At 50.2% G+C, this 24004-nt stretch carries 23 protein-coding genes and 36 other annotated features; of the genes, 13 read left to right on the top strand and 10 right to left on the bottom strand.

The annotated features are described in order from the left end of the window. The first annotated feature begins 713 nt into the window (after positions 1-713). Positions 714-719: a ribosome-binding site (putative RBS for phoN; RegulonDB:STMS1H004211), on the top strand. Further along, positions 714-1473, top strand: a protein-coding gene (gene phoN, locus STM4319; RefSeq protein ID NP_463184.1) for a non-specific acid phosphatase. Within the gene, positions 721-1473 belong to an annotated coding region; the region does not span the whole gene. (Overlaps the previous feature by 6 nt.) A 247-nt stretch (positions 1474-1720) precedes the next feature. On the opposite strand, the gene STM4318 is transcribed toward phoN, so the two are convergent. Both STM4318 and STM4317 read right to left on the bottom strand, forming a co-directional pair. Then, the gene (locus STM4318; protein ID NP_463183.1) for a putative acetyltransferase occupies positions 1721-2220 on the bottom strand. Within the gene, positions 1721-2212 belong to an annotated coding region; the region does not span the whole gene. Then, the gene (locus STM4317) for a putative copG family helix-turn-helix protein (protein ID NP_463182.1) occupies positions 2209-2509 on the bottom strand. Within the gene, positions 2209-2502 belong to an annotated coding region; the region does not span the whole gene. Before STM4317 ends, STM4318 begins: the two co-directional genes overlap by 12 nt. Beyond that, positions 2215-2220: a ribosome-binding site (putative RBS for STM4318; RegulonDB:STMS1H004210), on the bottom strand. It overlaps the preceding gene by 6 nt. Continuing rightward, positions 2504-2509 (bottom strand) — a ribosome-binding site (putative RBS for STM4317; RegulonDB:STMS1H004209). It lies within the gene STM4317. 309 nt (positions 2510-2818) lie before the next feature. Here STM4317 and STM4316 point away from each other — a divergent pair. The 5 genes from STM4316 to STM4312 all read left to right on the top strand — a co-directional run bounded on the left by STM4316 (position 2819) and on the right by STM4312 (position 4979). Beyond that, positions 2819-3040: a putative cytoplasmic protein gene (locus STM4316; RefSeq protein NP_463181.1), complete on the top strand. Its 222-nt coding sequence runs from the start codon at positions 2819-2821 to the stop codon at positions 3038-3040. 257 nt (positions 3041-3297) lie between these two features. Next, positions 3298-3303, top strand: a ribosome-binding site (putative RBS for STM4315; RegulonDB:STMS1H004208). Beyond that, positions 3298-4180 (top strand): putative AraC-type DNA-binding domain-containing protein gene (locus STM4315; protein NP_463180.1). Within the gene, positions 3305-4180 belong to an annotated coding region; the region does not span the whole gene. (Overlaps the previous feature by 6 nt.) Next, complete coding sequence (locus tag STM4314; RefSeq protein ID NP_463179.3) at positions 4177-4464, top strand: putative luxR family bacterial regulatory proteins; 288 nt, start codon at positions 4177-4179, stop codon at positions 4462-4464. Before STM4315 ends, STM4314 begins: the two co-directional genes overlap by 4 nt. Before the next feature lie 18 nt (positions 4465-4482). Further along, positions 4483-4488, top strand: a ribosome-binding site (putative RBS for STM4313; RegulonDB:STMS1H004207). After that, positions 4483-4702, top strand: a protein-coding gene (locus tag STM4313) for a putative cytoplasmic protein (RefSeq protein ID NP_463178.1). Within the gene, positions 4487-4702 belong to an annotated coding region; the region does not span the whole gene. It overlaps the preceding feature by 6 nt. 7 nt (positions 4703-4709) lie before the next feature. Then, complete coding sequence (locus STM4312) at positions 4710-4979, top strand: hypothetical protein (protein ID NP_463177.1); 270 nt, start codon at positions 4710-4712, stop codon at positions 4977-4979. A 151-nt stretch (positions 4980-5130) separates the two neighbouring features. After that, positions 5131-5789: a mobile genetic element, on the bottom strand. Here STM4312 and tnpA_6 read toward each other — a convergent pair. Further along, the gene (gene tnpA_6 / locus STM4311) for a transposase for IS200 (protein ID NP_463176.1) occupies positions 5188-5652 on the bottom strand. Within the gene, positions 5188-5646 belong to an annotated coding region; the region does not span the whole gene. Its footprint overlaps the feature before it by 465 nt. Next, positions 5647-5652: a ribosome-binding site (putative RBS for tnpA_6; RegulonDB:STMS1H004206), on the bottom strand. It lies within the feature at positions 5131-5789 and overlaps the preceding gene by 6 nt. 195 nt (positions 5790-5984) lie before the next feature. After that, positions 5985-6890, bottom strand: a complete 906-nt coding sequence (locus STM4310; protein ID NP_463175.1) for a putative inner membrane protein — start codon at positions 6888-6890, stop codon at positions 5985-5987. Positions 6891-7189: 299 nt separating this feature from the next. Then, positions 7190-7195, top strand: a ribosome-binding site (putative RBS for STM4309; RegulonDB:STMS1H004205). Between STM4310 and STM4309 the strand changes: the two genes are divergently transcribed. Further along, positions 7190-8594 (top strand): putative periplasmic or exported protein gene (locus STM4309; protein ID NP_463174.1). Within the gene, positions 7194-8594 belong to an annotated coding region; the region does not span the whole gene. (Overlaps the previous feature by 6 nt.) An 83-nt stretch (positions 8595-8677) precedes the next feature. Here STM4309 and STM4308 read toward each other — a convergent pair. The 4 genes from STM4308 to STM4305 all read right to left on the bottom strand — a co-directional run bounded on the left by STM4308 (position 8678) and on the right by STM4305 (position 13109). After that, the gene (locus tag STM4308) for a putative component of anaerobic dehydrogenases (RefSeq protein NP_463173.1) occupies positions 8678-9336 on the bottom strand. Within the gene, positions 8678-9331 belong to an annotated coding region; the region does not span the whole gene. Further along, positions 9331-9336 (bottom strand) — a ribosome-binding site (putative RBS for STM4308; RegulonDB:STMS1H004204). Its footprint overlaps the gene before it by 6 nt. 10 nt (positions 9337-9346) lie before the next feature. Beyond that, positions 9347-10127 (bottom strand): putative anaerobic dimethyl sulfoxide reductase, subunit C gene (locus STM4307; RefSeq protein ID NP_463172.1). Within the gene, positions 9347-10120 belong to an annotated coding region; the region does not span the whole gene. Then, the gene (locus STM4306) for a putative anaerobic dimethyl sulfoxide reductase, subunit B (RefSeq protein ID NP_463171.1) occupies positions 10113-10746 on the bottom strand. Within the gene, positions 10113-10739 belong to an annotated coding region; the region does not span the whole gene. The genes STM4307 and STM4306 overlap by 15 nt, the downstream gene beginning before the upstream one ends. After that, positions 10122-10127 (bottom strand) — a ribosome-binding site (putative RBS for STM4307; RegulonDB:STMS1H004203). It overlaps the preceding gene by 6 nt. After that, positions 10741-10746: a ribosome-binding site (putative RBS for STM4306; RegulonDB:STMS1H004202), on the bottom strand. It lies within the gene STM4306. Before the next feature lie 6 nt (positions 10747-10752). After that, positions 10753-13109, bottom strand: a protein-coding gene (locus STM4305; RefSeq protein ID NP_463170.3) for a putative anaerobic dimethyl sulfoxide reductase, subunit A. Within the gene, positions 10753-13104 belong to an annotated coding region; the region does not span the whole gene. Next, positions 13104-13109 (bottom strand) — a ribosome-binding site (putative RBS for STM4305; RegulonDB:STMS1H004201). (Overlaps the previous gene by 6 nt.) Before the next feature lie 418 nt (positions 13110-13527). Then, positions 13528-13533 (top strand) — a ribosome-binding site (putative RBS for dcuS; RegulonDB:STMS1H004200). On the opposite strand from STM4305, the gene dcuS reads away from it, so the two are divergent. The 5 genes from dcuS (at position 13528) to fumB (ending at position 19697) form a co-directional block, all read left to right on the top strand. Next, the gene (gene dcuS / locus STM4304) for a sensory histidine kinase in two-component retgulatory system with DcuR (RefSeq protein NP_463169.1) occupies positions 13528-15169 on the top strand. Within the gene, positions 13538-15169 belong to an annotated coding region; the region does not span the whole gene. (Overlaps the previous feature by 6 nt.) Further along, positions 15154-15159: a ribosome-binding site (putative RBS for dcuR; RegulonDB:STMS1H004199), on the top strand. Its footprint overlaps the gene before it by 6 nt. Further along, positions 15154-15885, top strand: a protein-coding gene (gene dcuR, locus STM4303) for a response regulator in two-component regulatory system with DcuS (protein ID NP_463168.1). Within the gene, positions 15166-15885 belong to an annotated coding region; the region does not span the whole gene. Before dcuS ends, dcuR begins: the two co-directional genes overlap by 16 nt. Before the next feature lie 310 nt (positions 15886-16195). Further along, positions 16196-16201 (top strand) — a ribosome-binding site (putative RBS for STM4302; RegulonDB:STMS1H004198). After that, the gene (locus tag STM4302; protein ID NP_463167.1) for a putative cytoplasmic protein occupies positions 16196-16468 on the top strand. Within the gene, positions 16202-16468 belong to an annotated coding region; the region does not span the whole gene. It overlaps the preceding feature by 6 nt. Positions 16469-16600: 132 nt before the next feature. Beyond that, positions 16601-16606, top strand: a ribosome-binding site (putative RBS for dcuB; RegulonDB:STMS1H004197). Then, positions 16601-17955, top strand: a protein-coding gene (gene dcuB, locus STM4301) for a Dcu family anaerobic C4-dicarboxylate transporter (RefSeq protein ID NP_463166.1). Within the gene, positions 16615-17955 belong to an annotated coding region; the region does not span the whole gene. (Overlaps the previous feature by 6 nt.) Beyond that, positions 17749-17758 (top strand) — a protein binding site (putative binding site for FNR, RegulonDB: STMS1H000160). Its footprint overlaps the gene before it by 10 nt. Beyond that, positions 17811-17820 (top strand) — a protein binding site (putative binding site for FNR, RegulonDB: STMS1H000161). Further along, positions 17926-17935: a protein binding site (putative binding site for FNR, RegulonDB: STMS1H000164), on the top strand. Positions 17956-18010: 55 nt before the next feature. Next, positions 18011-18019: a -35 signal (putative -35_signal for fumB; RegulonDB:STMLTH004667), on the top strand. Further along, positions 18011-19697, top strand: a protein-coding gene (fumB, locus tag STM4300; RefSeq protein NP_463165.1) for a fumarase B. Within the gene, positions 18051-19697 belong to an annotated coding region; the region does not span the whole gene. Its footprint overlaps the feature before it by 9 nt. Next, positions 18027-18035, top strand: a -10 signal (putative -10_signal for fumB; RegulonDB:STMLTH004667). Its footprint overlaps the gene before it by 9 nt. Then, positions 18041-18046, top strand: a ribosome-binding site (putative RBS for fumB; RegulonDB:STMS1H004196). A 97-nt stretch (positions 19698-19794) precedes the next feature. On the opposite strand, the gene melB is transcribed toward fumB, so the two are convergent. Both melB and melA read right to left on the bottom strand, forming a co-directional pair. Further along, the gene (gene melB, locus STM4299; protein NP_463164.1) for a GPH family melibiose permease II occupies positions 19795-21235 on the bottom strand. Within the gene, positions 19795-21225 belong to an annotated coding region; the region does not span the whole gene. After that, positions 21230-21235: a ribosome-binding site (putative RBS for melB; RegulonDB:STMS1H004195), on the bottom strand. Its footprint overlaps the gene before it by 6 nt. A gap of 73 nt (positions 21236-21308) precedes the next feature. Beyond that, positions 21309-22796, bottom strand: a protein-coding gene (gene melA / locus STM4298) for an alpha-galactosidase (RefSeq protein NP_463163.1). Within the gene, positions 21309-22664 belong to an annotated coding region; the region does not span the whole gene. Then, positions 22669-22674, bottom strand: a ribosome-binding site (putative RBS for melA; RegulonDB:STMS1H004194). (Overlaps the previous gene by 6 nt.) Then, positions 22720-22738: a protein binding site (putative binding site for MelR, RegulonDB: STMS1H000279), on the bottom strand. Then, positions 22738-22758: a protein binding site (putative binding site for MelR, RegulonDB: STMS1H000278), on the bottom strand. It overlaps the preceding feature by 1 nt. After that, positions 22761-22769 (bottom strand) — a -10 signal (putative -10_signal for melA; RegulonDB:STMLTH004666). After that, positions 22788-22796 (bottom strand) — a -35 signal (putative -35_signal for melA; RegulonDB:STMLTH004666). A gap of 8 nt (positions 22797-22804) precedes the next feature. Continuing rightward, positions 22805-22826: a protein binding site (putative binding site for MelR, RegulonDB: STMS1H000283), on the bottom strand. Then, positions 22806-22827, top strand: a protein binding site (putative binding site for MelR, RegulonDB: STMS1H000281). Its footprint overlaps the feature before it by 21 nt. A gap of 13 nt (positions 22828-22840) precedes the next feature. Further along, positions 22841-22981 (bottom strand) — a protein binding site (putative binding site for MelR, RegulonDB: STMS1H000282). Further along, positions 22842-22982, top strand: a protein binding site (putative binding site for MelR, RegulonDB: STMS1H000280). It overlaps the preceding feature by 140 nt. Beyond that, positions 22862-22882, top strand: a protein binding site (putative binding site for CRP, RegulonDB: STMS1H000083). Its footprint overlaps the feature before it by 21 nt. Further along, positions 22871-22879, top strand: a -35 signal (putative -35_signal for melR; RegulonDB:STMLTH004665). (Overlaps the previous feature by 9 nt.) On the opposite strand from melA, the gene melR reads away from it, so the two are divergent. Further along, positions 22871-23865 (top strand): regulator of melibiose operon gene (gene melR / locus STM4297; protein NP_463162.1). Within the gene, positions 22933-23865 belong to an annotated coding region; the region does not span the whole gene. Its footprint overlaps the feature before it by 9 nt. Further along, positions 22890-22898, top strand: a -10 signal (putative -10_signal for melR; RegulonDB:STMLTH004665). Its footprint overlaps the gene before it by 9 nt. Further along, positions 22916-22921, top strand: a ribosome-binding site (putative RBS for melR; RegulonDB:STMS1H004193). Positions 23866-24004: the final 139 nt, after the last annotated feature.

Raw genomic sequence — 24004 nt, 5'->3', positions numbered from 1 at the left:
CCCGATGAGAGGAAGGTTAAAACAAAGGCTGCTCCAGTTGAAGGATGTGATTTAACAGATATACCTGATTAAAACCGCCGAGCCCTTCCCTGCCCTGTTTCTGCAGGACGCGAGTCTTATAATGCCAGGTACAAGCCTTTTTATCGCGCGGAACTTTTATCACGCCTGTCAGGAAAGCTTACTTAGCTACAGGGAGATTATTACCAGTAATAACGCGTATCACTCCATCTGACGGTTCGCTAACCCCGACAAGTGAATCCAATATCTCCGCCATGAACTTTTTCATCACTGATAACAATAATCCCTTCGCCAATTTTAGCATTTTTTCTTTTTCGGTTTCTTTATTCTTAAATACTGTTTCCGACTCTTGTTCATAATCATAAATTAATACTCAGCACATCATGACTGATGGTAGTTATCGGGGTAACAGAGCACATACTTTAAAATAATTATTCATACTGTGTTATTACGGAAAGATTTTAACCTAATGCGTGTCAGTCAGGCACGTAGATAAAAAATAATCGGGGACAAAAGTTAAACAAAATGCTGTTAGCCGGAAGTACCGGTATTGTTCTGTTGTCCGCTGCAGTCAGTCCGGTATGGACAGACGATAATGCCAGGGCAGCGTCCTGCTTTTTTACCTGTATGTTGAATAACCATTGCAATAAATCATTATAGGATTACATCTGTTTATTATTGCCTGATCCGGAGTGAGTCTTTATGAAAAGTCGTTATTTAGTATTTTTTCTACCACTGATCGTAGCTAAATATACATCAGCAGAAACAGTGCAACCCTTTCATTCTCCTGAAGAATCAGTGAACAGTCAGTTCTACTTACCACCACCGCCAGGTAATGATGATCCGGCTTACCGCTATGATAAGGAGGCTTATTTTAAGGGCTATGCGATAAAGGGTTCCCCGCGATGGAAACAAGCTGCTGAGGATGCAGATGTAAGCGTGGAAAATATAGCCAGAATATTCTCGCCAGTAGTGGGTGCTAAAATTAACCCCAAAGATACGCCAGAAACCTGGAATATGTTAAAGAATCTTCTGACAATGGGCGGCTACTACGCTACTGCTTCGGCAAAAAAATATTATATGCGTACCCGCCCCTTTGTCTTATTTAATCATTCCACCTGCCGTCCTGAAGATGAGAATACTTTGCGAAAAAATGGCTCTTACCCTTCCGGGCATACTGCTTATGGTACACTTCTGGCATTAGTATTATCCGAGGCCAGACCGGAACGCGCGCAGGAGCTCGCCAGACGCGGATGGGAGTTCGGGCAAAGCAGAGTGATATGCGGTGCTCACTGGCAAAGCGATGTTGATGCTGGCCGTTATGTGGGAGCAGTAGAGTTTGCAAGACTGCAAACAATCCCGGCTTTTCAGAAGTCACTGGCAAAAGTCCGTGAGGAGCTGAACGACAAAAATAATTTATTGAGTAAAGAAGATCACCCCAAACTTAATTACTGAAGGTGAAAGTCTTCCCGCAAACTGGCCACAGCAAATGAAAGGAAGTGCAACTGCGTAGGGGCGGCCGGGCGTGGAGAATGCCTTTGGTTTCCCCGATTCGCATGAATTCAACGCCCCCTTCCCCCGTTTGCAGTCCGTCCAGACCGTCATGACGTCGTTGTCCGGCTGAAGCGGTAAAACCGGTCTGGCTCACTGACTATCCACAGCGAATTCCGGCCATCAGAAGCTAAGGGATGCGTTCTGGAGTTTAAACACTCTCCACCAAATCCCCCAACGTCACCATCAACATCATCGGATCCATCGGCGACGGTACAAACCCCACCCGCTGATAAAATTCCCGCGCTTCATCCGACAGGGCGTGAACCAGCATCCCACGAATGCCGATAGTCTCCGCCACCTGAATAACCCGCAGCCCTGCGTCGCGTACCAGCGCCCGAGCGACGCCCTGCCCATGAAGCGATTTATCCACCGCCAGACGCCCCAATACCACAACCGGAATCGGGTCAGGCATATTGCGACGAAAGCGACCGGGGGAGGTATTCGTCGTGACCGCGCTGGACGCCAGCGAGTAATAGGCCAGTACGTTCGAATCGCTGCCACAACACACAAAGGTACGGGACGCGCCAGTGGTCTGATTTTTCATCGCCCGCTGTTCCAGCCAGTTATCTATAGAATCCACACCGCAGCAAAACGGAGTAAGAATATGTCCGGCATGAAGCGGCTCAGGGGTGGAGATCATTTTTCCTGCTCCCACGGCGCAGGGGTCTGCATGGTTTTACGCAGTGCGGCATTAGGTGAAGGTGTTTGATCCAAACGAACGAGAAACTCCTGATAAGCCTCTGGATCGGCCATAATGATGCGTTGTTCGATAAGCGCTTCCTCTGCGGCAGCGCGGGCAGCTTCCAGCACAAAGTCTGTGCGGTTTTTCCCTCTGGCTTTCGCCGCTCGATCGATAAGATCGCGCTCGGCGGGTTTGATACGCAGGTTCAGGGTTTCGCGTTTCATCGCCATACTGTTTGCGGCTGGCATAGTGTTGTCCTCTTGTACTTCTGTGGATATTAAGCATACAACACGCGTAACGCAGATGTCATTACGATAAATTTAGAAGGAATAGAACCGGAGTATCAAACCGAAAGGTTTTCTACTCATTTAGAGATTCAGGACCAGGCTGTGCGCTGGCATTCGCTGTGAGTGATTCCTCCTCGGGGCCGACGCAGCAAAAGATTCAATACTGCCGTGCCAAAACACGCAACATTATATAATCAGAAAGCATAAACCTAACGGATACGCACAGTAAGAACCTCACTAACGTGTTACACCGTTTTTCATAAAGCCAACCATACGATTGAATGCTTCCCCTCCCCTCAAACTTCCGGATATCGCTACACCGTCTACCCGCCGCAGTATATATTTACCGCGTTGTATGCCTTTCCTGGCCGAGAGCGTTAATATTTACATCCAGGATAAACCTTATCACAAATTAACATCAGATCTTATACCTCATGCTAACTACCTCCATGAAATTAAAGAGCTATTCTCTAAAAGATTAAAGGCAATTATTACTTAATTCAAATTTTAAAGAGATAAATTGATAATAACATGAGCCAATTCTTGTAAATTTCCATCTTTTTTTTATACGCGACATAGTTTTTTAACGATACTATAATATGTAGAAATGCAATATAAAATAGCATTTTCCATAGAAAATGAAAAGATCGCCACCTGATACCTTAAGTTCGCAAATAATTATATAGCTATATATTAGTTTTCTTTTGAAATATTTTTCAGAATAATTTTGATTTACACGCACATTTAATAAAAGGAAATTATCATGCTAAAAGTATTTAATCCCTCACCTGTCCAGGTGGGGAGCATTGAATGTTTACAATCAGCGCAAAACTGGCAGAGGAAATCCTTATCACTTCAGGGATTAAATTTACTGCAGTCCGTACTCATCAAGCTCACCACGGGTAAAATTTCAATTACGACATCGTCCGGGGAGTATATTACGGCATCAGGGCCAATGTTAATATTTTTAGCTAAAGATCAAACCATTCATATCACTATGGAAGAGACTCATGAACAGTTAAATTATAATTTAATTGAATTAGATTCAGCGTCAATAAAAAATGCTTATAATTTTTTTCTGTATGAACATGCAGACTTTTCGGCCCCATTAACAAAACCGACGACAAAACATCTGTTAGCGCCAATAGAAACAGGCGTAGCAAGAGTATTCAACCTCTTACACTCTTCAAATAAAAGCCAGAAATTATCCCAAGATAAAAAGGAATATTTAATAAGATTTCTGCTTTCAGAGTTCATCTATGAACCTGAAGCATTTGCTCTCTTCAGAGAACTATCGCAAAATACATTAGCCGAAAACATCTATAATATTATTATAAGCGACATAAGTCGAAAATGGGCGCTCAAGGATATTTCTGACTCACTCTATATGAGTTGTTCCACATTAAAAAGGAAATTGAAACAAGAGCACACCTCATTCAGCGAAGTTTACCTTAATGCGCGAATGAATAAAGCGACAAAACTTCCACGCAATAGTGAATATAATATTACTCGAGTGGCTTATATGTGTGGTTATGATAGTGCTTCTTATTTTACATGCGTTTTTAAAAAACATTTCAAAACTACACCATCGGAATTTTTAGCGTTTTTATCTTCCTCTCGTCATCAATATGTTAATTGAGATATCTGACAATGCAGTATAAGAACAAAGCAAAACATATTAATATAAGAGATGGGATTCTGTTGCTCGCTAAAAAATTCGACCTAACATTGAGCGAAAAAAAAGTTATTTATTACGTGGCAGCAGGATTATCTGTTAAAAGTTGCTCAAATTTATTAGATCGAAATATAAAAACGATTTCAACACAAAAGAGATCAGCCTATAAAAAAATGGATATTACTACTGATGTTGAATTAATCCATTTGATGCTGAATGAGTTTTACATATCAGTCGATATTACGTAATTTTTCCTAAAATGTTGGTAGAGTGGTAGGCAAGGCAACTCTGGATATCATCTTCAGAGATCGTTCCGCAAACGCTATGGATAATTCTTCGCTGTCTATCGGCTGGCTGACGATAGACTCTACACCGCCAGTACGTTCCATGGAGGATAATAGTGATATCGGCGCCGGAGGCGATAATATCACTAACATCAATACACCGACCTTTATCGGGTCGCTTAGAAGCTCACGCAACAATTAAGCTGACTATGGATACACAACCGTCCGCCGAACCAACGTTGGGATCGACTGTTAGCAGTCTGGATAACACCGTCACCCTTAAGGGAGTCGTGGAGGCGCATCAGGATATTCAGGTGAAGGTCACGGTCAACGATACGGACTATACCGCCAGTGGAACATTTACAGGCACATCGCCGACGAAAAACCCGGTTAACAAGAGTTCCGGCGTAGATGAAATGATTTCGCTTAGCGAGGCGACATGGCATTCGGTAAGTGTTGATGAAGAAAATCATGCCTGATAACTAAACATCACCATGCGAGGTCTCTTCGGAGGCCTGCTGAAAAAACAGAATAATATTCATTGTCTGTTAATTATTACAGAGAGAGTTAATTTATAAAATAAATATCCTCCGGCATAGCCGGAGGTTTTTCAGATGCGCCTATAAGGCTCTCTTACCAGCCGCGCCCTAACAGGCGCATACGATCTGACATTTGCATCAAACTTCGTTACTTACGGCCCGTAAACGGGCTGCCCGGATACGGGATCGATAATTGCTCACCCATTTTATCCTCTTCAAGCTGGTGCTTTATGTAGTCCTGTATCTTCGCCGTGTTCTTACCCACCGTATCGACATAGTACCCTCTGCACCAGAACTCCCTGTTCCTGTATTTGAATTTTAGATCCCCAAACTGCTCGTAAAGCATCAGACTACTTTTACCCTTCAGATATCCCATGAAACTCGACACACTCATCTTCGGCGGGATCTCCAGAAGCATGTGAATATGATCTGCACAACATTCTGCTTCCAGAATTCGTACGTTTTTCCATTCACACAATTTTCTTAATATGCTGCCTACTGCCCTACGCTTCTCTCCATAGAACGCTTGTCTTCGGTATTTGGGCGCGAAAACTATGTGATATTTACAGTTCCATCGGGTGTGCGCTAAGCTCTTTTCGTCCCCCATTGGGACCCCCTTTTGATTTCTTGTTGAACTTTTGCAGTTGCCAGACCGCAAGATGTTTTAACAAATCAAAAGGGGTTTTAATAACTGGCTTAAAGCTGAAAGCTTTCCGGAACCCCCAGCCTAGCTGGGGGTTTTCCATAGACAAAAAAAGCGGCAGACTACGCTGCCGCAAATATGAGGAGGACAATTACCGTTACGCTACACCACAAAGTAATCCGTTACTGAGGTAAGTAAAACATAAATATCCCCAACAATGAATCAACGAATCAAACAGTCGTCAAATCATGGTATTAATAACCTTGTTCTGTTTTAGCATACTGTGACAGTAAAAATAGATTTTAGTCATTCTGTATATCACACGAAAATTTATAAAACAGATTTGGTTCACTCACAATATACAAATTATTTTCATTATCCATGGCAATCCCTTCTGGCTGGGGGATATCGTCTCTGAGCCCTGACCACTCCGCCGTCAGGAACAATCGATCGCGCACCCGCCACTCGGAACTGACCTCAAGAATCATTTTTGACTCGTCCGACAACACCAGCAGCGAATCCGTTGGGGCATGGTATTCAAGTCCGGAGACATCGCTCACACTCGCAGTGATGGCAGAAGGCAACGCTCTGGTGATACCATTTTTGCTCATCTCTACTTCTTTGATCATAATGGGTTTTCTTTCTTTTGCGGCATATAATCTCTCATTTTTCGCATCCCATGCCGTACCTTCCAGCCCTTTATTTTTTGCTTTGTCATAGCCCTCAAGCTTCACCATGGAGATTATCTGCATGGTGCCGCGCTGAATATCCACCTGTGTTTTATAGACCGCGCCATCTTTCTCACTGCCTATCTGGAACTGGTTGCCCCCACTCCATGCAATAGACTCCGGGTCGTGGATGCCCTGCAGCGGCATCCGTCCTACCAGCTGCCCTTCTGTCGTTAACCAGACCAGTTCAGGGGGATTATTAATAACGGCGAAAAGCATCCTGTCTTCGGCGGAGTAGGTCAAACCTGAAAGGTTACTCTTAACTCCTGCGACTGGTTTTTGCTGAATAACCGCTTTATAGCTACTCAGTGCCAGCGCCGAGGGTTTATCACCATATTTGAGGATCAGTTGATAAACATAGCGTATATCGTCCCTGACCATAAATAAAATCACGCCCAAGAGTACAACCACAATAACGCGTTTTAGTAATCTCATAAAAAATCCATAGCAGATCGCGTCACGACTGATGTCGTAACGCATTTCTTAAAAATAAAGCCGATGTCCGATAGAATCGTTATTCGGTTATGGCGAGCGCCATTAGCATAGGCAAAATGAAATAGTGAGGGTTATCACAAAAAGCCCGATTTTAATCACTAACGTACCCTTTTTGTAAATTGACATAATCAAGAGGAGGGTAGTTTCGGCTAATTATTTAAATAGTACGTCTGCAAATTCGCCCCTGTATGCAGGGCAAATGACAAAAAGTGATAATTAATGAGATGTAACACCGCAATTTGATCTGCTATTGCTGCTCCCACTTCTATTCAACCGGGCAGCAAAAAAATGAAACTCAACCTTATTACCGTCAGCCTGGCTACGCTCGTTGCCGCTGGCGCATTCCCGGCCCATGCCGGTCCTCAGGCGCATGTCGTGTGCGGCTATCACCACACGCTGGGCGATGACGCGATTATGATGTTTGGTAAAGCGAATCAGGCGATGTGGCATGACTTTTTTGGCAACACCCACACCGATGCGGTCTCTACCTACCAGACGTTGCGCGCGCAACCCGATACCACCTGTGATAATAAAGCCGACAGCTCCGCTTACTGGGCGCCGTCCATGAAATTACCTGATGGTGAAATCGTAAATCCGGCCTACCAAAAGACCTATTATCAATCCACAAATGTAGCGCAATATCCGCTCCATCCATTCCCGGCCGGGCTGGAGTTACTGGCAGGCGATCATCACGGTACTGGCCCCAGTTCCGCAATCACCTTTTTATGTGCCAACGGCAAAGGTTACACCAACAAGGTAGGCGAAATATGCGGCCTGCGTAAAGCGGGCGATGCCGTCCAGTTTAATATCGGGATCGCTTTCCCCAACTGTTGGGATGGCGTCAACCTGAAACCAACCCATAGCCACAATAACGCTATCTATGCCGACCACGGGAAATGTTCCGCAGACTATCCGGTCAAAATCCCAACGGTGAATATGAACATCGCCTGGGTACTCCCGCAGATCTCCTCGCTGGATACGTCCAAAGTGGAATTGTCGATGGACCCGGTAATGCATGGCGAAACCCGGGAAGAGCGCTGGGGAAGTCTTTATACCGCCCATGCCGATTTTATGAATGGCTGGACGGAAGATGGCGCGCAGTTTATGACGGATCTGTGTATGAACCAGGGACTGGATTGCGGCACTACGGTTCCTTACGCCTACAGTAAAGCGGAAGAAAATACCTGGGTAAGCAGCGAAGACGACAAGCCTCATGCCAGCGTCGATACCTTGTACGTACAGGATGACTGGACAAATGGCGGACGCACGCAGCACCCGGAAACGCTCACGCTGGTGAAATTTAAGATCCCGCCCCTGCCTGCCAATATGGACGCTTCGCTATTCAAATACCGTATTCGCCTTTTTGGCGGCAAAACGGAAGCGAACGGCGCCGATCAAATTTTCTTTTACCCGACCAGCAGTGACTGGCACGTCAGTACCGTGTCCTGGAACAATAAACCGGCGATCAACTACCGTTCCGATGCCGTGTTATATCTGGACCATTCACATGAGTATCGCATGGTTGATGTCGATAAAGCGGTGCGCAAAGCGCTGGCGGAAGGGAAAACGGAAATATCCTGGTATATCGGCGGCGACCGTCAGGGAAATCACTACGACTTCACGCCAGCGGACTCAAAACAGAGCCTGGTGCTGATGCTGACCGGTTTCAAAAAGACGCCGGAGCTGTAATAGTAAACTGTGCCCGCTGACGCAACAGCGGGCACGATGGCGGCACAAGTATTACGGCACGCCATCAAAACCCGACCAATACCTCAGAAAAACAACCGCTTATTCTCAGGCTGTAGTCCCTGTTGCTGCTGAACATCCTGCAGATAACAGGTCGCTACGACGGCAAGCCGGGCATAGAAGGCGCTAACGGTATTGCGTTGCAGCAATTCCAGATAGCGGAATCCCCAGGGCAGCAGATGCGCCTCCAGTAACCGGTTGGCCGCCACGTTGTCGCCTCGTGCCAGCAGATCGCTACAGGCCAATAGCATCAGGCCAAACTGATCTTCCGGCTCGCGTTCACGGTCAGTGAATACCATGCCCTGCGACTGTAAAAAAGCTCGATAATCGGCGGTGGTTTCCCCCATCAGCAAATTATCTTTTTCCAGATAGACCGATCCCCAGGGCGGGACGGGCATCTTTCCCTGGCCTTCAAACAATACGGAAAATTGCCATGTAAGCGCATCATCATCCGGTAGCGACCATGACGCACACAGTGATTCAATAGATCCACGATCGCGCCAGGGGTAAAGCTCAGGCAACGTTGGCAAACAATCGAACAACGCTTTCACCTCCGGCCTCTCAGGGGAGTAGTAAAACAGTGCGCCGAGGATACGCGGCAAAACAGCACGGGAAAGCATAGCAATAGCTCCTGAAATATTTCGCCTGATGACGCTACGCTGATCAGGCTTACATGGCATAAACCGGGCAAAAAACTACATTGGCAGCGTCCACAGATTGTAAAACGCAATCCTACCCGCCAACTCCGCCGCGATAACCACCACAGCCGTCATGGCCAGCACCGCAGCGCTCGATTTCAGGCGCGCGCAGACCACCACCCCGACCACGCCCGCCGCCAGCAATATCGCCTGGGCGGTAAACCAGCTATGCTGCGCGGCGGTCAGAGCGCTATCGGCGCTCATCAGCGTCGCCATATAGCCCGGGCGCAGACAAAAGCTCACCAAAATCGCCAACACGCTGACCAGTAGCCCCAGACGGCGCACGCCAAACAATGCCGCCAACGCGCCGCCGCCAATCAACGGCGTCAATATCATCATTGCCGTGGTGTAAGATGAACGCCAGGTCGCCACCGTCGGCAGTTGGTAAATCTGCGGAACGGCGTATAAGAAGACTACTCCGACTATCGCCGCCAACCAGACCAACGCGTTACACAGCGGCGTCGCCCGGTTCAGCAACAAACCGAGCGCCCCCAGCCCGCCGAGCGCCGCAAAAGCCGCCGACAGGACAATCTCGTTACTCATCGGCGAATGTCCGACGCGCAGCAGCATATTCAGCGCACGCAGCGGTTGCCCGACGTGGAAGGTGCCGACAATGACGCCCAGCCCAAACAGGCACATCACCGAGAACAGACCGATAGCCTTACGCCGCGGCGCGACCAGCCCCATTGCGCCGCCAATCAGCAGCAGAATAAACGCGCCGACCGCGCTCTGGGTAAAGACCGTAAAAAAGACCAGCGGTAACTCATGCATGGCGCACCTCCCGAATGTTCATGATTGCGCCTTCCGTATCGCCCGTGGGTCTCGCTTTCGGATGCGGTTTAATAATGAGGTTAGGATGGGTGAACGACGCCGAAGGTAGCGGCGCGATTTGATTCTCCGTGCCATATTTTGCCCGTAATTCATCGACAGGGCCGAAATCCAGCGCTCGCTGCGGGCAAGAATCCACACAAATAGGGCGCAGATTGTTCTCCAGTCGGTCAAGACAACCGTCGCACTTACGCATCACGTTCGCCTGCGTATCAAACTGCGGCGCGCCGTAGGGGCAGCGCATTTCACAATAACGACAGCCGACGCATACGCTGTCATCCACCACGACCAGACCATCTTCTTTGCGTTTATGCATCGCCCCGGTCGGACAGCCGGAGACACATACCGGCTCATCGCAATGGTTACAAGCAATAGAGAGGTAGTAGGTAAAGGTGTCGTGATGCCAGCTTTCCCCCTCTTTCACCCAGCTTCCGCCGCCATATTCATAGACGCGGCGCAGTTTCGGACCGACATCCAGATCTTTATTATCCTTGCAGCTTACCTGGCAGGTTTTACAGCCTGAACAGCGCGAGGAGTCAACATAAAAGCCATACTGTTTCATCGTACATCACTCCTTAAGCGCGTTTAATTTCAACCAGATTGGTATGCTGCGGATTGCCTTTCGCCAGCGGCGAAGGGTGGTGGCTGGTCAGCGTATTGATACAGCCGCCGACATCAACGCCGTTGCCGTCAAGCCGCGTCCACGCGCCCTGCGGCATCGCCGCCACGCCGGGTAAAATGCGCTGGGTCACTTTACAGGGAAGCTCCACCACGCCGCGGTCATTGAATACATGCACCCGATCGCCGGACTTCAATTGGCGAGCGCTGGCGTCAATCGGGTTAATCCAGACTTCATCCGGCACCGCCTCATGCAGCATCAGCACATTGCTGTAGGTCGAGTGGGTATGCCCTTTGGTATGGAAGCCGCTTAACTGCAACGGATACTTCGCCGTCAATGCTTTGTTAAGGTGCGACTCTTTCGCCGGACAAAATTCCGGCAATGCGGGAATTCGCTCGCCTTCTGGCAAAGTCCACGTTTGCGCCAGATCCGCCAGCGCCTGGGAGTAAATTTCAATTTTGCCCGACGGCGTGGAGAGTGGATTAGCCTCGGCGTCGGCGCGGAAATCGGCAAACGCAAGGCTCTGCTGCTCGGTAGCGATACGCTGGTCAATCACACCCATCTCTTTCGCCACGCTCCACTCCGGTAGGTATGGACGTTTTTCACGGATCTGCTGATAGTGCATCTCCGCCCACTGCGCCTGAGTTCGGCCCTCGGTATATTGCTCGCGCAGTCCAAGATGCCCGGCGATATCCGCGCAGATGTCATACGTGCTGCGCACTTCCCACATCGGTTTAACGGTTTTCTGAATCGCAATCATGTAGTTATGCGATCCCGCCGCATAGGAGCTGTCCACCAGGTCTTCCGCCTCAAGATAGCTGGTCTCCGGCAACAGCAGATCCGCATACATCGCGCTGGGCGTCATATGGTTTTCAATCACGATAATGGTTTCACACAGCGATTCATCCGCGAGAATTTGACGGGTGCGGTTTGTTTCGCCGTGCTGATTAAGCAAAGTATTACCGGCCTGGTTGAAAAACAGCTTAATTCCGGTTTTTAGCCTGTCCGCGCCTTTCACACCCATTGTCGTCGCGGTCATTTTCTCCGGATGCTGAATGGCGTCCGTCCACAGATAGCAAGGAATAGAGGTTGTGATCGGATTCTTACCGACAGGCAACAATGGCACGCCATACGGCGTACCGTAAGGCCAGTTGCCATTGTTGGTGCCGGGCCGCCCGAAGTGGCCTGTTAACGCTGGCAGCGTCTGAATAGCACGCACGGTTTGTTCGCCGTTGGCATGACGCTGCGGCCCCCAGCCCTGGCAAATATAGCAGGCGCGCGCCGAGGCGATTTCGCGCGCCAGTTGGCGAATACGCGTTGCCGGAATACCGGTGATATCCGCCGCCCATTCCGGGGTTTTCGCGATACCGTCATCGCCCGTGCCAAGAACATAATCTTTATAGCTGGCGTTAGGCGCAGCCGTGTCCGGCAAGGTGCTACGGTCATAGCCGACGCAATAGCGGTTTACCAGCGCCTCGTCGAGAAGCTGTTCGGTAATCAGCGTATGCGCTATGCCGGCGACTAGCGCGGCGTCCGTGGTTGGGCGAATCGGTAGCCATTCGGCGTGTTCGGTAATCACCGAATCGGTATAGCGCGGATCGATAATAATGACCCGGGCTTTCGAGGTCTCCAGCGCCCGGCGCAGCTCTTCAACCTGGCCGCCGCCGGACATCCGCGTTTCTGAGAGATTCAGGCCAAATAGCACCACCAGATCGGAATGCGCGATCTGCGTAAAATGGCTACCGACATAATCACCGTGGGTATAAGGCGTGGCGGTGGCGATTTGCGCCGTGGAATAGGTGTTGTGATAATTTAAATAACCGCCGGTGAGATTTAGTAATCTTATCCAGGCGGGTCTACCCTGCGTGTGATAATACGCGCCGGATTGATAATTATAATAAATAGCTTCCCGGCCATATTTTTCGCTAACACGCGTTAATTCCGCCGCAATAAAGGCCGTGGCCTCATCCCATGAAATACGTTTAAATTTTCCTTCGCCGCGTTTTCCCACTCTTTTCATCGGATACTTAATGCGATCCGGGCTATAGACCCGCCAGCGACTGGAACGCCCGCGCAGGCAGGGACGAATCTGATGCTCGCCGAATACCGCGTCATCTTTCGCGTCTTCCGGCTCAATACGCACAATGCGATCATTTTTCACGATAACCTTAAGCGGGCATCGACTGCCACAGTTGACCAGACAGGCGCTGTGCCTGACGGTTTCGCCGTTGGCATCCTTCGGTATCGGGGTATCCTGCGCCTGGGCAGTGGTAGCAAAAGGCAGCGTAATCGCCTGGCTTAGCGTCACCGCCGCCCCTACTTTTGCAGTAGCGACAATAGCATCACGTCGGGTTATGGTTGTGTTCAGCCATTTTTTTATTTCCATTTTTTATTTCTCACATTGCTTCCATAATTATTAATAATATGTAATGAAAACTAATCATAATAGATTAAATATTAGCGCTGATTGATTGTGATCAAACGCATTCTGAACGTCAGTAAAAATAAAATGTGATACCGCATACGTTATTATAAAAATTAATGAAAAATTATTTTATGTAATTCTGATGAAAATAAATTACCCATCACGGTATCCGGCGATATTAATTAACGACATGAGCAGGTAGCGCGCCCTGCAAGGCAAGACGGGCTTTTCAACACTGGAGCAACATCGCCTATGCCTTTGAATTAGACGCCTCATCAGGGATAATAACCTTACGATTCGTCCGCTCAGGTCCACTATGAAACACTCCCTGCCATGCCGGGCGTTACGCAAACGCCCCATGAAACTCGGCACTACCGTCATTCTGATGGTCAGCGCCGTTTTGTTTTCGGTGCTCGTTGTGGTCCATCTGATCTATTTTTCGCAAATCAGCAGCATGACGCGCGACGCGCTGGCAGATAAAGCGCTGGCGGTGGCTCGCTCGCTGGCGGACTCTCCGGCAGTTCGCGAGGGGCTGAAAAAACCGCCTGCGGAAAGCGGCATTCAGACGCTCGCCGAAGCGGTGAGCCAGCATAATGGCTTTTTGTTTATTGTGGTGACCAACATGCAGGGCATCCGTTATTCGCACCCAGAAACGCAGCGAATCGGCCAACCGTTCAAAGGCGATGACATTCTGCTCGCGCTGCAGGGAAAGGAAAACGTTGCCATTAATCGCGGCTTTCTTGCCAAAGCGCTGCGCGTTTTCACACCGGTTTATGATGAACACCACCGGCAGATCGGCGTGGTAGCGATTGGCCTGGAACTCAGTCACGTTACGCAGCAGATCAACAATAGCCGCGGCAGTATTATCTGGTCCATTCTGTTCGGCGCTCTGGTGGGGTTATTAGGCACGTATGCGCTGGTCAAGGTGCTGAAACGTATCCTGTTTGGCCTCGAACCCTATGAGATCTCAACCCTGTTTGAACAACGCCAGGCGATGCTGCAGTCAATCAAAGAGGGCGTTATCGCCGTGGATGATAGCGGCGAAGTCACGTTGATTAACCATGCGGCGCAGGCGCTGCTCGATTATCGAAAAACGCAGGATGACGCCAGATTATCCACCCTGAGTCATGCCTGGTCGCAGGTGGTGGACATTAGCGAAGTGTTGCGTGACGGTACGCCGCGCCGCGATGAAGAGATCATCGTCAAAGGCCGCCTGCTGCTGGTGAATACCGTTCCGGTGCGCAGCAATGGCGAAATTATCGGCGCGATATCCACCTTCAGGGATAAAACAGAAGTTCGCCAACTGATGCAGCGGTTGGACGGGATGGTGAACTACGCGGATGCGCTCCGTGAACGATCCCACGAATTCATGAACAAATTACATGTGATTCTGGGATTATTGCACCTGAAGAGTTATAAGCAGCTTGAAGCGTATATTATCAAGACGGCCAATAACTATCAGGAAGAGATCGGTTTGCTGCTGGGTAAAATAAAGTCGCCGATTATCGCTGGCTTTTTGCTCAGTAAGATTACCCGCGCCTCTGATTTCGGGCACAGCCTGGTGATAAGCAGCGACAGCCAGTTACCGGATAATAACAATGAAGATCAGGTTACGGTGCTGATTACGGCGCTGGGTAATTTGATTGAAAACGCGCTGGAAGCGTTGAGCCAGGAATCCGGCGGCGAAATCAGCGTCTCGTTACACTACCGTCATGGCTGGCTGCATTGCGAAGTGAGCGATGACGGTCCGGGTATCGAACCTGAGCGCATCGAGGCGATTTTTGAAAAAGGCGTCTCGTCGAAAGGCGCCGAACGCGGCGTCGGTTTAGCGCTGGTTAAACAGCAGGTTGAAGCGCTTGGCGGCGTAATTTCCGTGGAGTCCGAGCCTGGGATCTTCACACAATTTTTTGTACAGTTACCCTGGGATGGAAAAAGGACCAGCCTATGATCAATGTATTAATTGTCGATGACGATGCGATGGTCGCGGAGTTAAATCGCCGCTATGTCGCGCAAATCTCCGGTTTTCATTGTTGTGGAACCGCTTCGACGCTGGAAAAAGCGAAAGAGTTTATCTTCAACAGTGAAAATCACATTGACCTAATCCTGCTGGATATCTATATGCAGCAGGAAAACGGATTGGATCTGCTGCCTGTCCTGCACAGCGCAGGCTGCAAAAGCGACGTTATTGTCATTTCTTCTGCCGCTGACGCCGCCACCATTAAAGATTCGCTTCACTACGGCGTGGTGGATTATCTGATCAAGCCTTTTCAGGCCACGCGCTTTGAAGAAGCGTTGACCGGTTGGCTACGTAAGAAAACGGCGATGGAAAAACGCCAGTATTACGAACAGTCTGAGCTTGACCTGCTCATTCACGGTAATTCATCCAGCGAGCAGGAGCCTCGTCGGCTACCAAAAGGGCTGACGCAGCAAACGCTACGCACCTTATGCCAGTGGATTGATGCGCATCAGGAGCAGGAATTTTCTACCGACGAGTTGGCCAACGAAGTGAATATCTCACGCGTCTCCTGCCGTAAATATCTCATCTGGCTGGTAAATTGCCATATCTTGTTTACCAGTATTCATTACGGCGTGACCGGCAGGCCGGTTTACCGCTACCGCGTTCAGCCGGAACATTACTCTTTACTGAAACAATATTGTCAGTAAGGATACCGCATAAAGCCGACGCGAAGCGTTATATCCTGGTAACATTTATTATAACAATGCCAATAAAAACGCTATCACATTAATAACAAACCTGGGAAATTGTGTCAGATCAAATATACTCACCCCAGGCCTGTTAACGTTATTTTCTATTATTACAGCGCTCTGCGCTGTTTTTAATTTCAAAACGCTAACAAAAGTTAATTAAGTATTATCCCATGCCGAGAGTGTGTATTTTTATTAAAAAAGGGATTTGTCCGGAATTTTCCTGACACTTAAATAAAATTATGTTTGTAGCAATGGAGCTTGTGCTACGCCTATGGACAATACGTATATTGGTGAGCAGATACGCGTCTCCACACGCCATACTAATAATTTAAAAAAATGGCGTGACAATGATCACATAAGTCACATGCTGTTCGATTTATCTCGTGATTTACCTGATGGCGAGACACAAAAATCAAATAATAAACGCCTGTTTTTAAAACAGACAAATCATAATTTACTGCTCTCGCTGACTCCACCTGCCCATCGCCAGAGGGTACTCCCCTCTGAACATCACCATCGCAAGAAAATAATTACTTAAAGCAACTCTGTAAAAAGCTTAATCGTTAATCGTCGCCACTGGCGCATTGAATATTCGCCATTTCCTGATGCTCATTCACAAAAATCAGAAGATGGCTGTGATCCATTTATCAAAATTGACTGGGTTTATCGCGAGGATAAATAAAAATGTTATTTAGTATACAGCTTCTCATAATATTAATATGTCTGTTTTATGGTGCCCGAAAGGGCGGGATCGCGCTCGGGTTGTTGGGCGGTATCGGTCTGGTCATTCTGGTGTTTGTTTTCCATCTCCAGCCAGGCAAACCGCCCGTTGACGTAATGCTGGTCATTATCGCGGTAGTCGCCGCGTCGGCGACGTTGCAGGCGTCAGGCGGGCTGGATGTGATGCTGCAGATTGCCGAAAAGCTGCTGCGTCGCAACCCCAAATACGTCTCTATTGTGGCGCCGTTCGTCACCTGTACCCTGACGATTCTGTGTGGGACAGGCCACGTGGTCTACACCATTTTGCCGATTATCTATGACGTGGCGATCAAGAATAATATCCGTCCGGAACGTCCAATGGCGGCCAGTTCTATCGGCGCGCAAATGGGCATCATCGCCAGTCCGGTTTCCGTCGCCGTGGTTTCTCTGGTAGCGATGCTGGGCAACGTGACATTTGACGGAAAACATCTGGAGTTCCTCGATCTGCTGTCGATCACCATCCCGTCTACCCTGCTCGGTATCCTGGCAATCGGTATTTTTAGTTGGTTCCGCGGTAAAGATCTGGATAAAGACGAAGCGTTTCAGAAATTTATTTCCGTACCGGAAAACCGTCAGTACGTGTACGGCGATACCGCGACGCTGCTGGATAAAAAACTGCCGAAAAGCAACTGGCTGGCGATGTGGATCTTCCTGGCGGCGATTGCCGTGGTCGCTCTCCTGGGCGCGGACTCCGACTTACGTCCAACCTTCGGCGGCAAACCGTTGTCGATGGTGCTGGTCATTCAGATGTTTATGCTGCTGACCGGGGCGCTCATTATCATCCTGACCAAAACCAATCCTGCGTCTATCTCAAAAAACGAAGTTTTTCGTTCCGGTATGATTGCGATTGTCGCGGTATACGGGATCGCCTGGATGGCGGAAACCATGTTCGGCGCGCATATGTCGGAAATTCAGGGCGTGCTGGGCGAAATGGTCAAAGAGTATCCGTGGGCCTACGCCATCGTTCTGCTGCTGGTCTCCAAGTTTGTTAACTCCCAGGCAGCGGCGCTGGCGGCGATTGTTCCCGTCGCGCTGGCTATCGGTGTCGATCCGGCGTATATCGTGGCCTCTGCGCCGGCATGTTATGGCTACTATATCCTGCCGACCTACCCAAGCGATCTGGCGGCGATTCAGTTTGACCGTTCCGGCACAACCCGTATTGGCCGCTTCGTCATTAACCACAGCTTCATTCTGCCGGGTTTGATTGGCGTGAGCGTCTCCTGCGTCTTTGGCTGGATCTTTGCCGCAATGTACGGATTCCTGTAATGGCCGCGCGCGCCGCCCGGTTATGCGCGGCGCGCGACTTAGAGCCTGGCCCATGAGGTTCTTAATACATTTTCTTACTATTAGGCTGGAAGCACATGTCGAAAAAAGAGTTTATCTATCAGGCGCCTTTCCCGATGGGAGAGGACAAAACAGAGTATTATCTGCTCACCTCCGATTATGTCAGCGTCAGTGAATTCAATGGAGAATCTATCCTCAACGTTGAGCCGCAGGCGTTAACGTTGCTGGCTCAACAGGCCTTCCATGATGCGTCTTTTATGCTCCGTCCTGAACACCAGCAGCAAGTCGCCGCCATTCTCCATGACCCCGAAGCCAGCGAAAACGACAAATATGTGGCGTTGCAATTCCTGAGAAACTCCGAGATCGCCGCCAAAGGCATTCTGCCGACCTGCCAGGATACCGGCACGGCGATTATCATGGGTAAAAAAGGCCAACGCGTCTGGACGGGCGGCGGTGATGAAGCCGCGCTCTCCAAAGGCGTGTTTAATACCTATATCGAAGATAACCTGCGCTACTCGCAGAACGCGCCGCTGAATATGTACAAAGAGGTCAATACCGGCAGCAACCTGCCAGCGCAAATCGATCTCTATGCCGTCGATGGCGACGAGTACAAGTTCCTTTGCGTGGCGAAAGGCGGCGGTTCAGCAAACAAAACGTATCTCTATCAGGAGACCAAAGCGCTGCTCACCCCAGGCAAGCTGAAAAACTTCCTCGTTGAGAAAATGCGCACGCTGGGCACCGCGGCCTGTCCGCCATACCATATCGCCTTTGTCATTGGCGGCACCTCGGCGGAAAGCACGCTGAAAACCGTTAAGCTCGCCAGCACCCACTATTACGACGCGCTGCCGGCGGAAGGTAACGAGCACGGCCAGGCATTCCGCGATCCCCACCTGGAACAGGAACTGTTGGAAGAAGCGCAAAAACTTGGCCTCGGCGCCCAGTTCGGCGGGAAATATTTCGCCCACGATATTCGCGTAATTCGCCTGCCGCGTCACGGCGCTTCCTGTCCGGTGGGGATGGGCGTCTCCTGCTCGGCCGACCGTAACATCAAAGCGAAAATCAACCGCGAAGGCATCTGGATCGAAAAACTGGAACACAATCCGGGCCAGTATATTCCGCCAGCGCTGCGTCAGGCGGGCGAAGGCGACGCGGTGAAAGTCGATCTCAACCGTCCGATGAAAGAGATCCTCGCCCAGCTATCGCAGTACCCGGTCTCGACTCGTCTGTCGCTGACGGGCACCATTATCGTAGGTCGCGATATCGCCCACGCGAAGCTAAAAGAGCGTATTGAATCCGGCGAAGACCTGCCGCAGTATATTAAAGACCATCCCATCTATTACGCAGGTCCGGCAAAAACCCCGGCAGGTTATCCATCTGGCTCATTAGGCCCCACCACCGCAGGCCGAATGGACTCTTATGTCGATCTGCTGCAATCCCACGGCGGCAGTATGATCATGCTGGCGAAAGGCAACCGTAGTCAGCAGGTCACGGATGCCTGTAAAAAACATGGCGGCTTTTATTTGGGCAGTATCGGCGGCCCGGCGGCGGTACTGGCACAGCAGAGCATTAAGCATCTGGAGTGCGTCGAGTATCCGGAACTCGGCATGGAAGCTATCTGGAAAATTGAAGTAGAAGATTTCCCGGCCTTTATCCTGGTGGATGACAAAGGCAACGATTTCTTCCAGCAGATTGTCAGCAAACAGTGCGCTAACTGCGCGAAATAACCTGGCAGGCCCGGCGTTCTCCCGGGCCGCGTTATCGGTTAATTGCCGGATGGCGCTACGCTTATCCGGCTTATCCGGCCTGCACGAGAGACCATGCTCACGCTTTTACATCGCTGGTCGCTACCACAGAAATCGCCGGGCTATCCGGCTGTTCGACGAATGGCGGCGTTTTCCGGTATTTATCCAGCAGGTGGATCTGAATCTTGCGCAGCATATCGCCGTTCAAACGGTAGTAGCGGAAGTAGAGAACCAACGTCATCATGAAAAACAGTACCGGCAGGACAATCATAATAAACTGCATCCCCTGCAGGGTTTGCGCAGACTGCGCCACGTTCGGCGTGTAGCCAATCAGCCCCAGCACCAGAGCGATAAAGAACGCCGCAAACGCCGAGCCGCCCTTCACAACCATCGTCTGTACGGAATAAGCGATACTCTCGCAGCGAATATTGAGCTTAAATTCCCCATAATCGACCGTATCCGCCACCATGATCACCTGAAGCACCCAAAAGAGCGCGGTCCCGATATTCAGGAAAATACCCGCCGCCACGATTAAAGCGGCATTATGGATATCCGCCAACGCCATCGCGAAGAGCCCTGCGCAACTCAGAACGGGCATCACGGAGGCGCCCGCCCACAATATCCGCCGCGATAACATTTTCACCAGCCGGGGGAAGACAATCAGCGTCAGCAGATTCGCCGCGCCGGCGTAAGAAAGGTAATAGGGAAAAAGATCGGCATCGCCAATCACATAGGTGAAGTAGTAGATCGCAAAGCCATTGATAATATTGGAGGCAATGTTATACGCCAGCGCCATTCCCAACAGGCAAGAGAGCTGATCGTTTTTGTATATCAATCCAACGATCGTTTTTAACGTCAGATGTGGGCGGCCTGCCGTTACACCGTTGTCGGAGGAGTACACCTCATGTACGTTGCGTAATGTCACGATAGTCGAGGCGATAAAGAACGCAATCAGTACCAGCGTAAACATCTGAAAGCCGAACCCACGATCCGCCCCGCCAACATAGCTCACAAACGGCAGCGTTATACCGGCAGTGACGAAGCCAGCCAGACTGGCGAAGAAACGCGGGAACGGCACCAGTTGTTCGCGTTCTCGCTTATCAAGCGTAATAGTCGGTACCAGCGACCAAAATGGGATATCCATAATGGTATACGTCATGCCCCACAGGATGTAGGTTACGCAGACAAATACAACCTGCGCGGTTCCCTCAAAAAGATGGGCGCTGAACAGCAGGAAAAGCACCAGCGAATTGGTTAAGGTGCCGATCAATATCCACGGCTTAAATTTCCCCCACCGCGAACGCGTGGCGTTGACAATCCAGCCCATGATGGGATCGTTTATCGCATCCCAGATTCGCGCGACCAGAAAGAGGGTGCCGACGAGGCCGACCGAAAGTCCCACCACATCGGTGTAGTAATACATCAGGTACATATACACAATGCCGATGGCGAAATCCTTACCAAACGCACCGAACCCGTAACTCAGCTTTGTTGTCAGAGAGATGCTCATAGGGTACCGGGTCGCTGTTACCAGCGCCCGCCTTCTGTTAGTAGAGGTTAAACGCCGGATCTGCCGTCCAGCGCGGCTGGAGATTAACGGCGTAACCAGGCCGGAAGCCAGTCGCCATGCGCGGCGATCAGATCGTCAACCAACGCATAGATTTCTTCGATACCCAGCACCGCTGCGGTATGAGGGTCCATCATCGCCGCGTGATACACGCGATCGCGGTTTTCCGTGAGGATGGCTTCGGTCAACAGCGTTTGCACGTTGATGTTGGTCTGCATCATCGCCGCCAGATGGGAAGGGATCGTCCCCACCTTCGTCGGTTGAATGCCGTTGGCATCCACCAGACAAGCCACTTCCACGCAGCTTCCCTGCGGCAGGTTATCAATCAGCCCCTCGTTACGCACATTGCCGTAAATCACGCTCGGCTCGCCGGTCCACAGAGCGTTCATAATGGTGCTGGCGTACTCGCGGGACGGTTTGATGTCGATACGCTCGGCGGTTTTATACTCCTCCAGCTCTTTATGCCAGTTCGCCAGTTGTTCTACGCAGCGTTTCGGATATTCATCCAGCGGCACCTTGTAGCGCGCAATCAGATCCTCGCGTCCCGGTTTAATAAACCACGGCGTGTACTCGGCAAAATGCTCTGATGACTCAGTGACGAAGTAGCCCAACTTTTTGAACATCTCATAGCGCACGATGTTCTGGCAGCGTTCATTGCCGTGAATATTGGGCTTCGGCGCCTGTCCGGCGTCATAGGCCGCCAGCAATTCAGGATAGAGATTGACATAAGTCCCGTCAGCCGTTTTGCGCTCCAGTTCGAGGTAAAACGCCATGTGGTTAATGCCGGCGCAGCGGTAGCGCAGCGAGGTGGGATCGATATTCAGGTCGCGCGCCAGTTCTTCCGCCGTTCCCTGTACCGAATGGCACAGGCCGACCTGTTTGATATGCGGATAACGGGCATACATCGCCCAGGTATTCATCGCCATCGGGTTGACGTAATTGAGCATGGTGGCCTTCGGACAGACTTCCGTCATGTCTTCGCAAATCCGCCACAGATGCGGGATGGTCCGCAGCGCGCGCATGATGCCGCCCGGCCCCAGCGTATCGGCGATCGTCTGTTCCAGGCCATGACGCTTACAAACCTCAAAATCGGTCACGGTGCAGGGTTCATAGCCGCCAATCTGAAAGGCGACCACCACGAAATCCGCATCCTGTAGCGCCGCTTTCTGGTTGGTATGGCAGGTAATCCGGCCAGAAGCGCCCGCTGAGTCCATCAGTTTCCGTACCACAATGTGCGACTCTTCCAGCCGGGTTTCGTCAATATCCATCAGGGCGACATGCGCTGACTTTAGCGCCTCGCGGTGAAACACATCGCCGAGGATATTTTTGACGAAAATCGTAGAACCTGCGCCGATAAAGGTAATTTTGGGTGCCGTCATCATGACTCTCCAGAACAGTAGTGAACACCTTCATGGTGGCACGCGTTCCCGGTGAAAACCTCCGTCTTCCCCGATGAGCATTCCCGAAAACTCAGATCGTATGCTGGCGCGCGGGAGATCTGAGTTTTTGGGACAAAATGGCGTAAAAAGCAGAGTATTCGGCCTGATAGTCAGGCTACGCTCTACAATATCGACGGATTCTGTGTCCGGATTCCCGGTTTCCTCCCGGCTAAAGGGGCATAATTCTGATAATTCAGGAAATGGAGTGACGATGAGTACGCAAGCAATATCCCTCCTCCCGCCCGACCCGCACATGTGCAACGGCGATGAAAAGCAAACCCGTAGCCCGCTGTCGCTCTATTCCGAATATCAACGACTGGACGTTGAACTGAGGCCGCCGCACAGAATGGCCAGCAGTCACTGGCATGGGCAAGTAGAAGTGAATGTTCCGTTTGACGGCGATGTGGAGTATTTAATCAACAATGAAGTCGTGCAGATAAAGCAGGGGCATATCACCCTGTTTTGGGCCTGTACGCCACACCAGCTTACCCGCCCCGGCAACTGCCGCCAGATGGCGATTTTCAGTTTGCCGATGCACCTGTTTCTCTCCTGGCCGCTGGATCGCGATCTTATCAACCACGTCACGCACGGGATGGTGGTTAAATCACTGGCGACCCAGCAGCTTAGCACCTTTGAAGTGTTGCGCTGGCAGCAGGAAACAAGCAGCCCGAATGAGCAAATTCGCCAGTTGGCGATCGATGAAATCGGCCTGATGCTTAAACGCTTTAGCCTTTCCGGCTGGCAACCCATTTTGCTCAATAAAACATCACGCACCCACAAGAATAGCGTCTCACGCCATGCGCAGTTTTACGTAAGCCAGATGCTGGGATTTATTGCCGATAACTACGATCAGGCGCTCACCATTAACGACGTCGCGGAGCATGTCAAACTCAATGCTAATTACGCGATGGGAATATTCCAGCGGGTTATGCAATTGACGATGAAGCAGTACATCACGGCGATGCGCATCAATCACGTACGTGCCTTATTGAGCGATACTGACAAAACGATCCTCGATGTCGCTCTGACTGCCGGGTTCCGATCCAGCAGCCGTTTTTACAGTACTTTTAGCAAATTTGTCGGTATGTCGCCGCAACAATACCGCAAGCTAAGTCAGCAACGACGCCAGACGATGCCCGGCTAAAGCCGGATACCACTATCAGCCAAAAAAATAATTCACCTGTCGATAAACGGCAGGTGAAATCGCTCAATATCAATAATTAACCCATTGTTTATTAAACAATAATATCAATAACCGACCATTATTCCATCACTTTACACCC

The organism is Salmonella enterica subsp. enterica serovar Typhimurium str. LT2 (assembly GCF_000006945.2).
In the GTDB taxonomy this organism is placed as follows: Bacteria; Pseudomonadota; Gammaproteobacteria; order Enterobacterales; family Enterobacteriaceae; genus Salmonella; species Salmonella enterica.
This window is presented reverse-complemented; position numbering and strand designations above follow the sequence as displayed.

Bases quoted from the DNA above. Each gene is read 5' to 3' on its own strand.
- dcuB (NP_463166.1), top strand. From the start codon at position 16,615: ATGTTATTTAGTATACAGCTTCTCATAATATTAATATGTCTGTTTTAT.
- STM4315 (NP_463180.1), top strand. From the start codon at position 3,305: ATGCTAAAAGTATTTAATCCCTCACCTGTCCAGGTGGGGAGCATTGAA.
- STM4317 (NP_463182.1), bottom strand. From the start codon at position 2,502: ATGCCAGCCGCAAACAGTATGGCGATGAAACGCGAAACCCTGAACCTG.
- dcuS (NP_463169.1), top strand. From the start codon at position 13,538: ATGAAACACTCCCTGCCATGCCGGGCGTTACGCAAACGCCCCATGAAA.
- STM4309 (NP_463174.1), top strand. From the start codon at position 7,194: ATGAAACTCAACCTTATTACCGTCAGCCTGGCTACGCTCGTTGCCGCT.
- melR (NP_463162.1), top strand. From the start codon at position 22,933: ATGAGTACGCAAGCAATATCCCTCCTCCCGCCCGACCCGCACATGTGC.
- phoN (NP_463184.1), top strand. From the start codon at position 721: ATGAAAAGTCGTTATTTAGTATTTTTTCTACCACTGATCGTAGCTAAA.
- STM4306 (NP_463171.1), bottom strand. From the start codon at position 10,739: ATGAAACAGTATGGCTTTTATGTTGACTCCTCGCGCTGTTCAGGCTGT.
- melA (NP_463163.1), bottom strand. From the start codon at position 22,664: ATGATGACGGCACCCAAAATTACCTTTATCGGCGCAGGTTCTACGATT.
- STM4307 (NP_463172.1), bottom strand. From the start codon at position 10,120: ATGCATGAGTTACCGCTGGTCTTTTTTACGGTCTTTACCCAGAGCGCG.
- STM4318 (NP_463183.1), bottom strand. From the start codon at position 2,212: ATGATCTCCACCCCTGAGCCGCTTCATGCCGGACATATTCTTACTCCG.
- STM4312 (NP_463177.1), top strand. From the start codon at position 4,710: ATGGATACACAACCGTCCGCCGAACCAACGTTGGGATCGACTGTTAGC.
- STM4308 (NP_463173.1), bottom strand. From the start codon at position 9,331: ATGCCATGTAAGCCTGATCAGCGTAGCGTCATCAGGCGAAATATTTCA.
- STM4310 (NP_463175.1), bottom strand. From the start codon at position 6,890: ATGCGTTACGACATCAGTCGTGACGCGATCTGCTATGGATTTTTTATG.
- melB (NP_463164.1), bottom strand. From the start codon at position 21,225: ATGAGCATCTCTCTGACAACAAAGCTGAGTTACGGGTTCGGTGCGTTT.
- tnpA_6 (NP_463176.1), bottom strand. From the start codon at position 5,646: ATGGGGGACGAAAAGAGCTTAGCGCACACCCGATGGAACTGTAAATAT.
- fumB (NP_463165.1), top strand. From the start codon at position 18,051: ATGTCGAAAAAAGAGTTTATCTATCAGGCGCCTTTCCCGATGGGAGAG.
- STM4302 (NP_463167.1), top strand. From the start codon at position 16,202: ATGGACAATACGTATATTGGTGAGCAGATACGCGTCTCCACACGCCAT.
- dcuR (NP_463168.1), top strand. From the start codon at position 15,166: ATGATCAATGTATTAATTGTCGATGACGATGCGATGGTCGCGGAGTTA.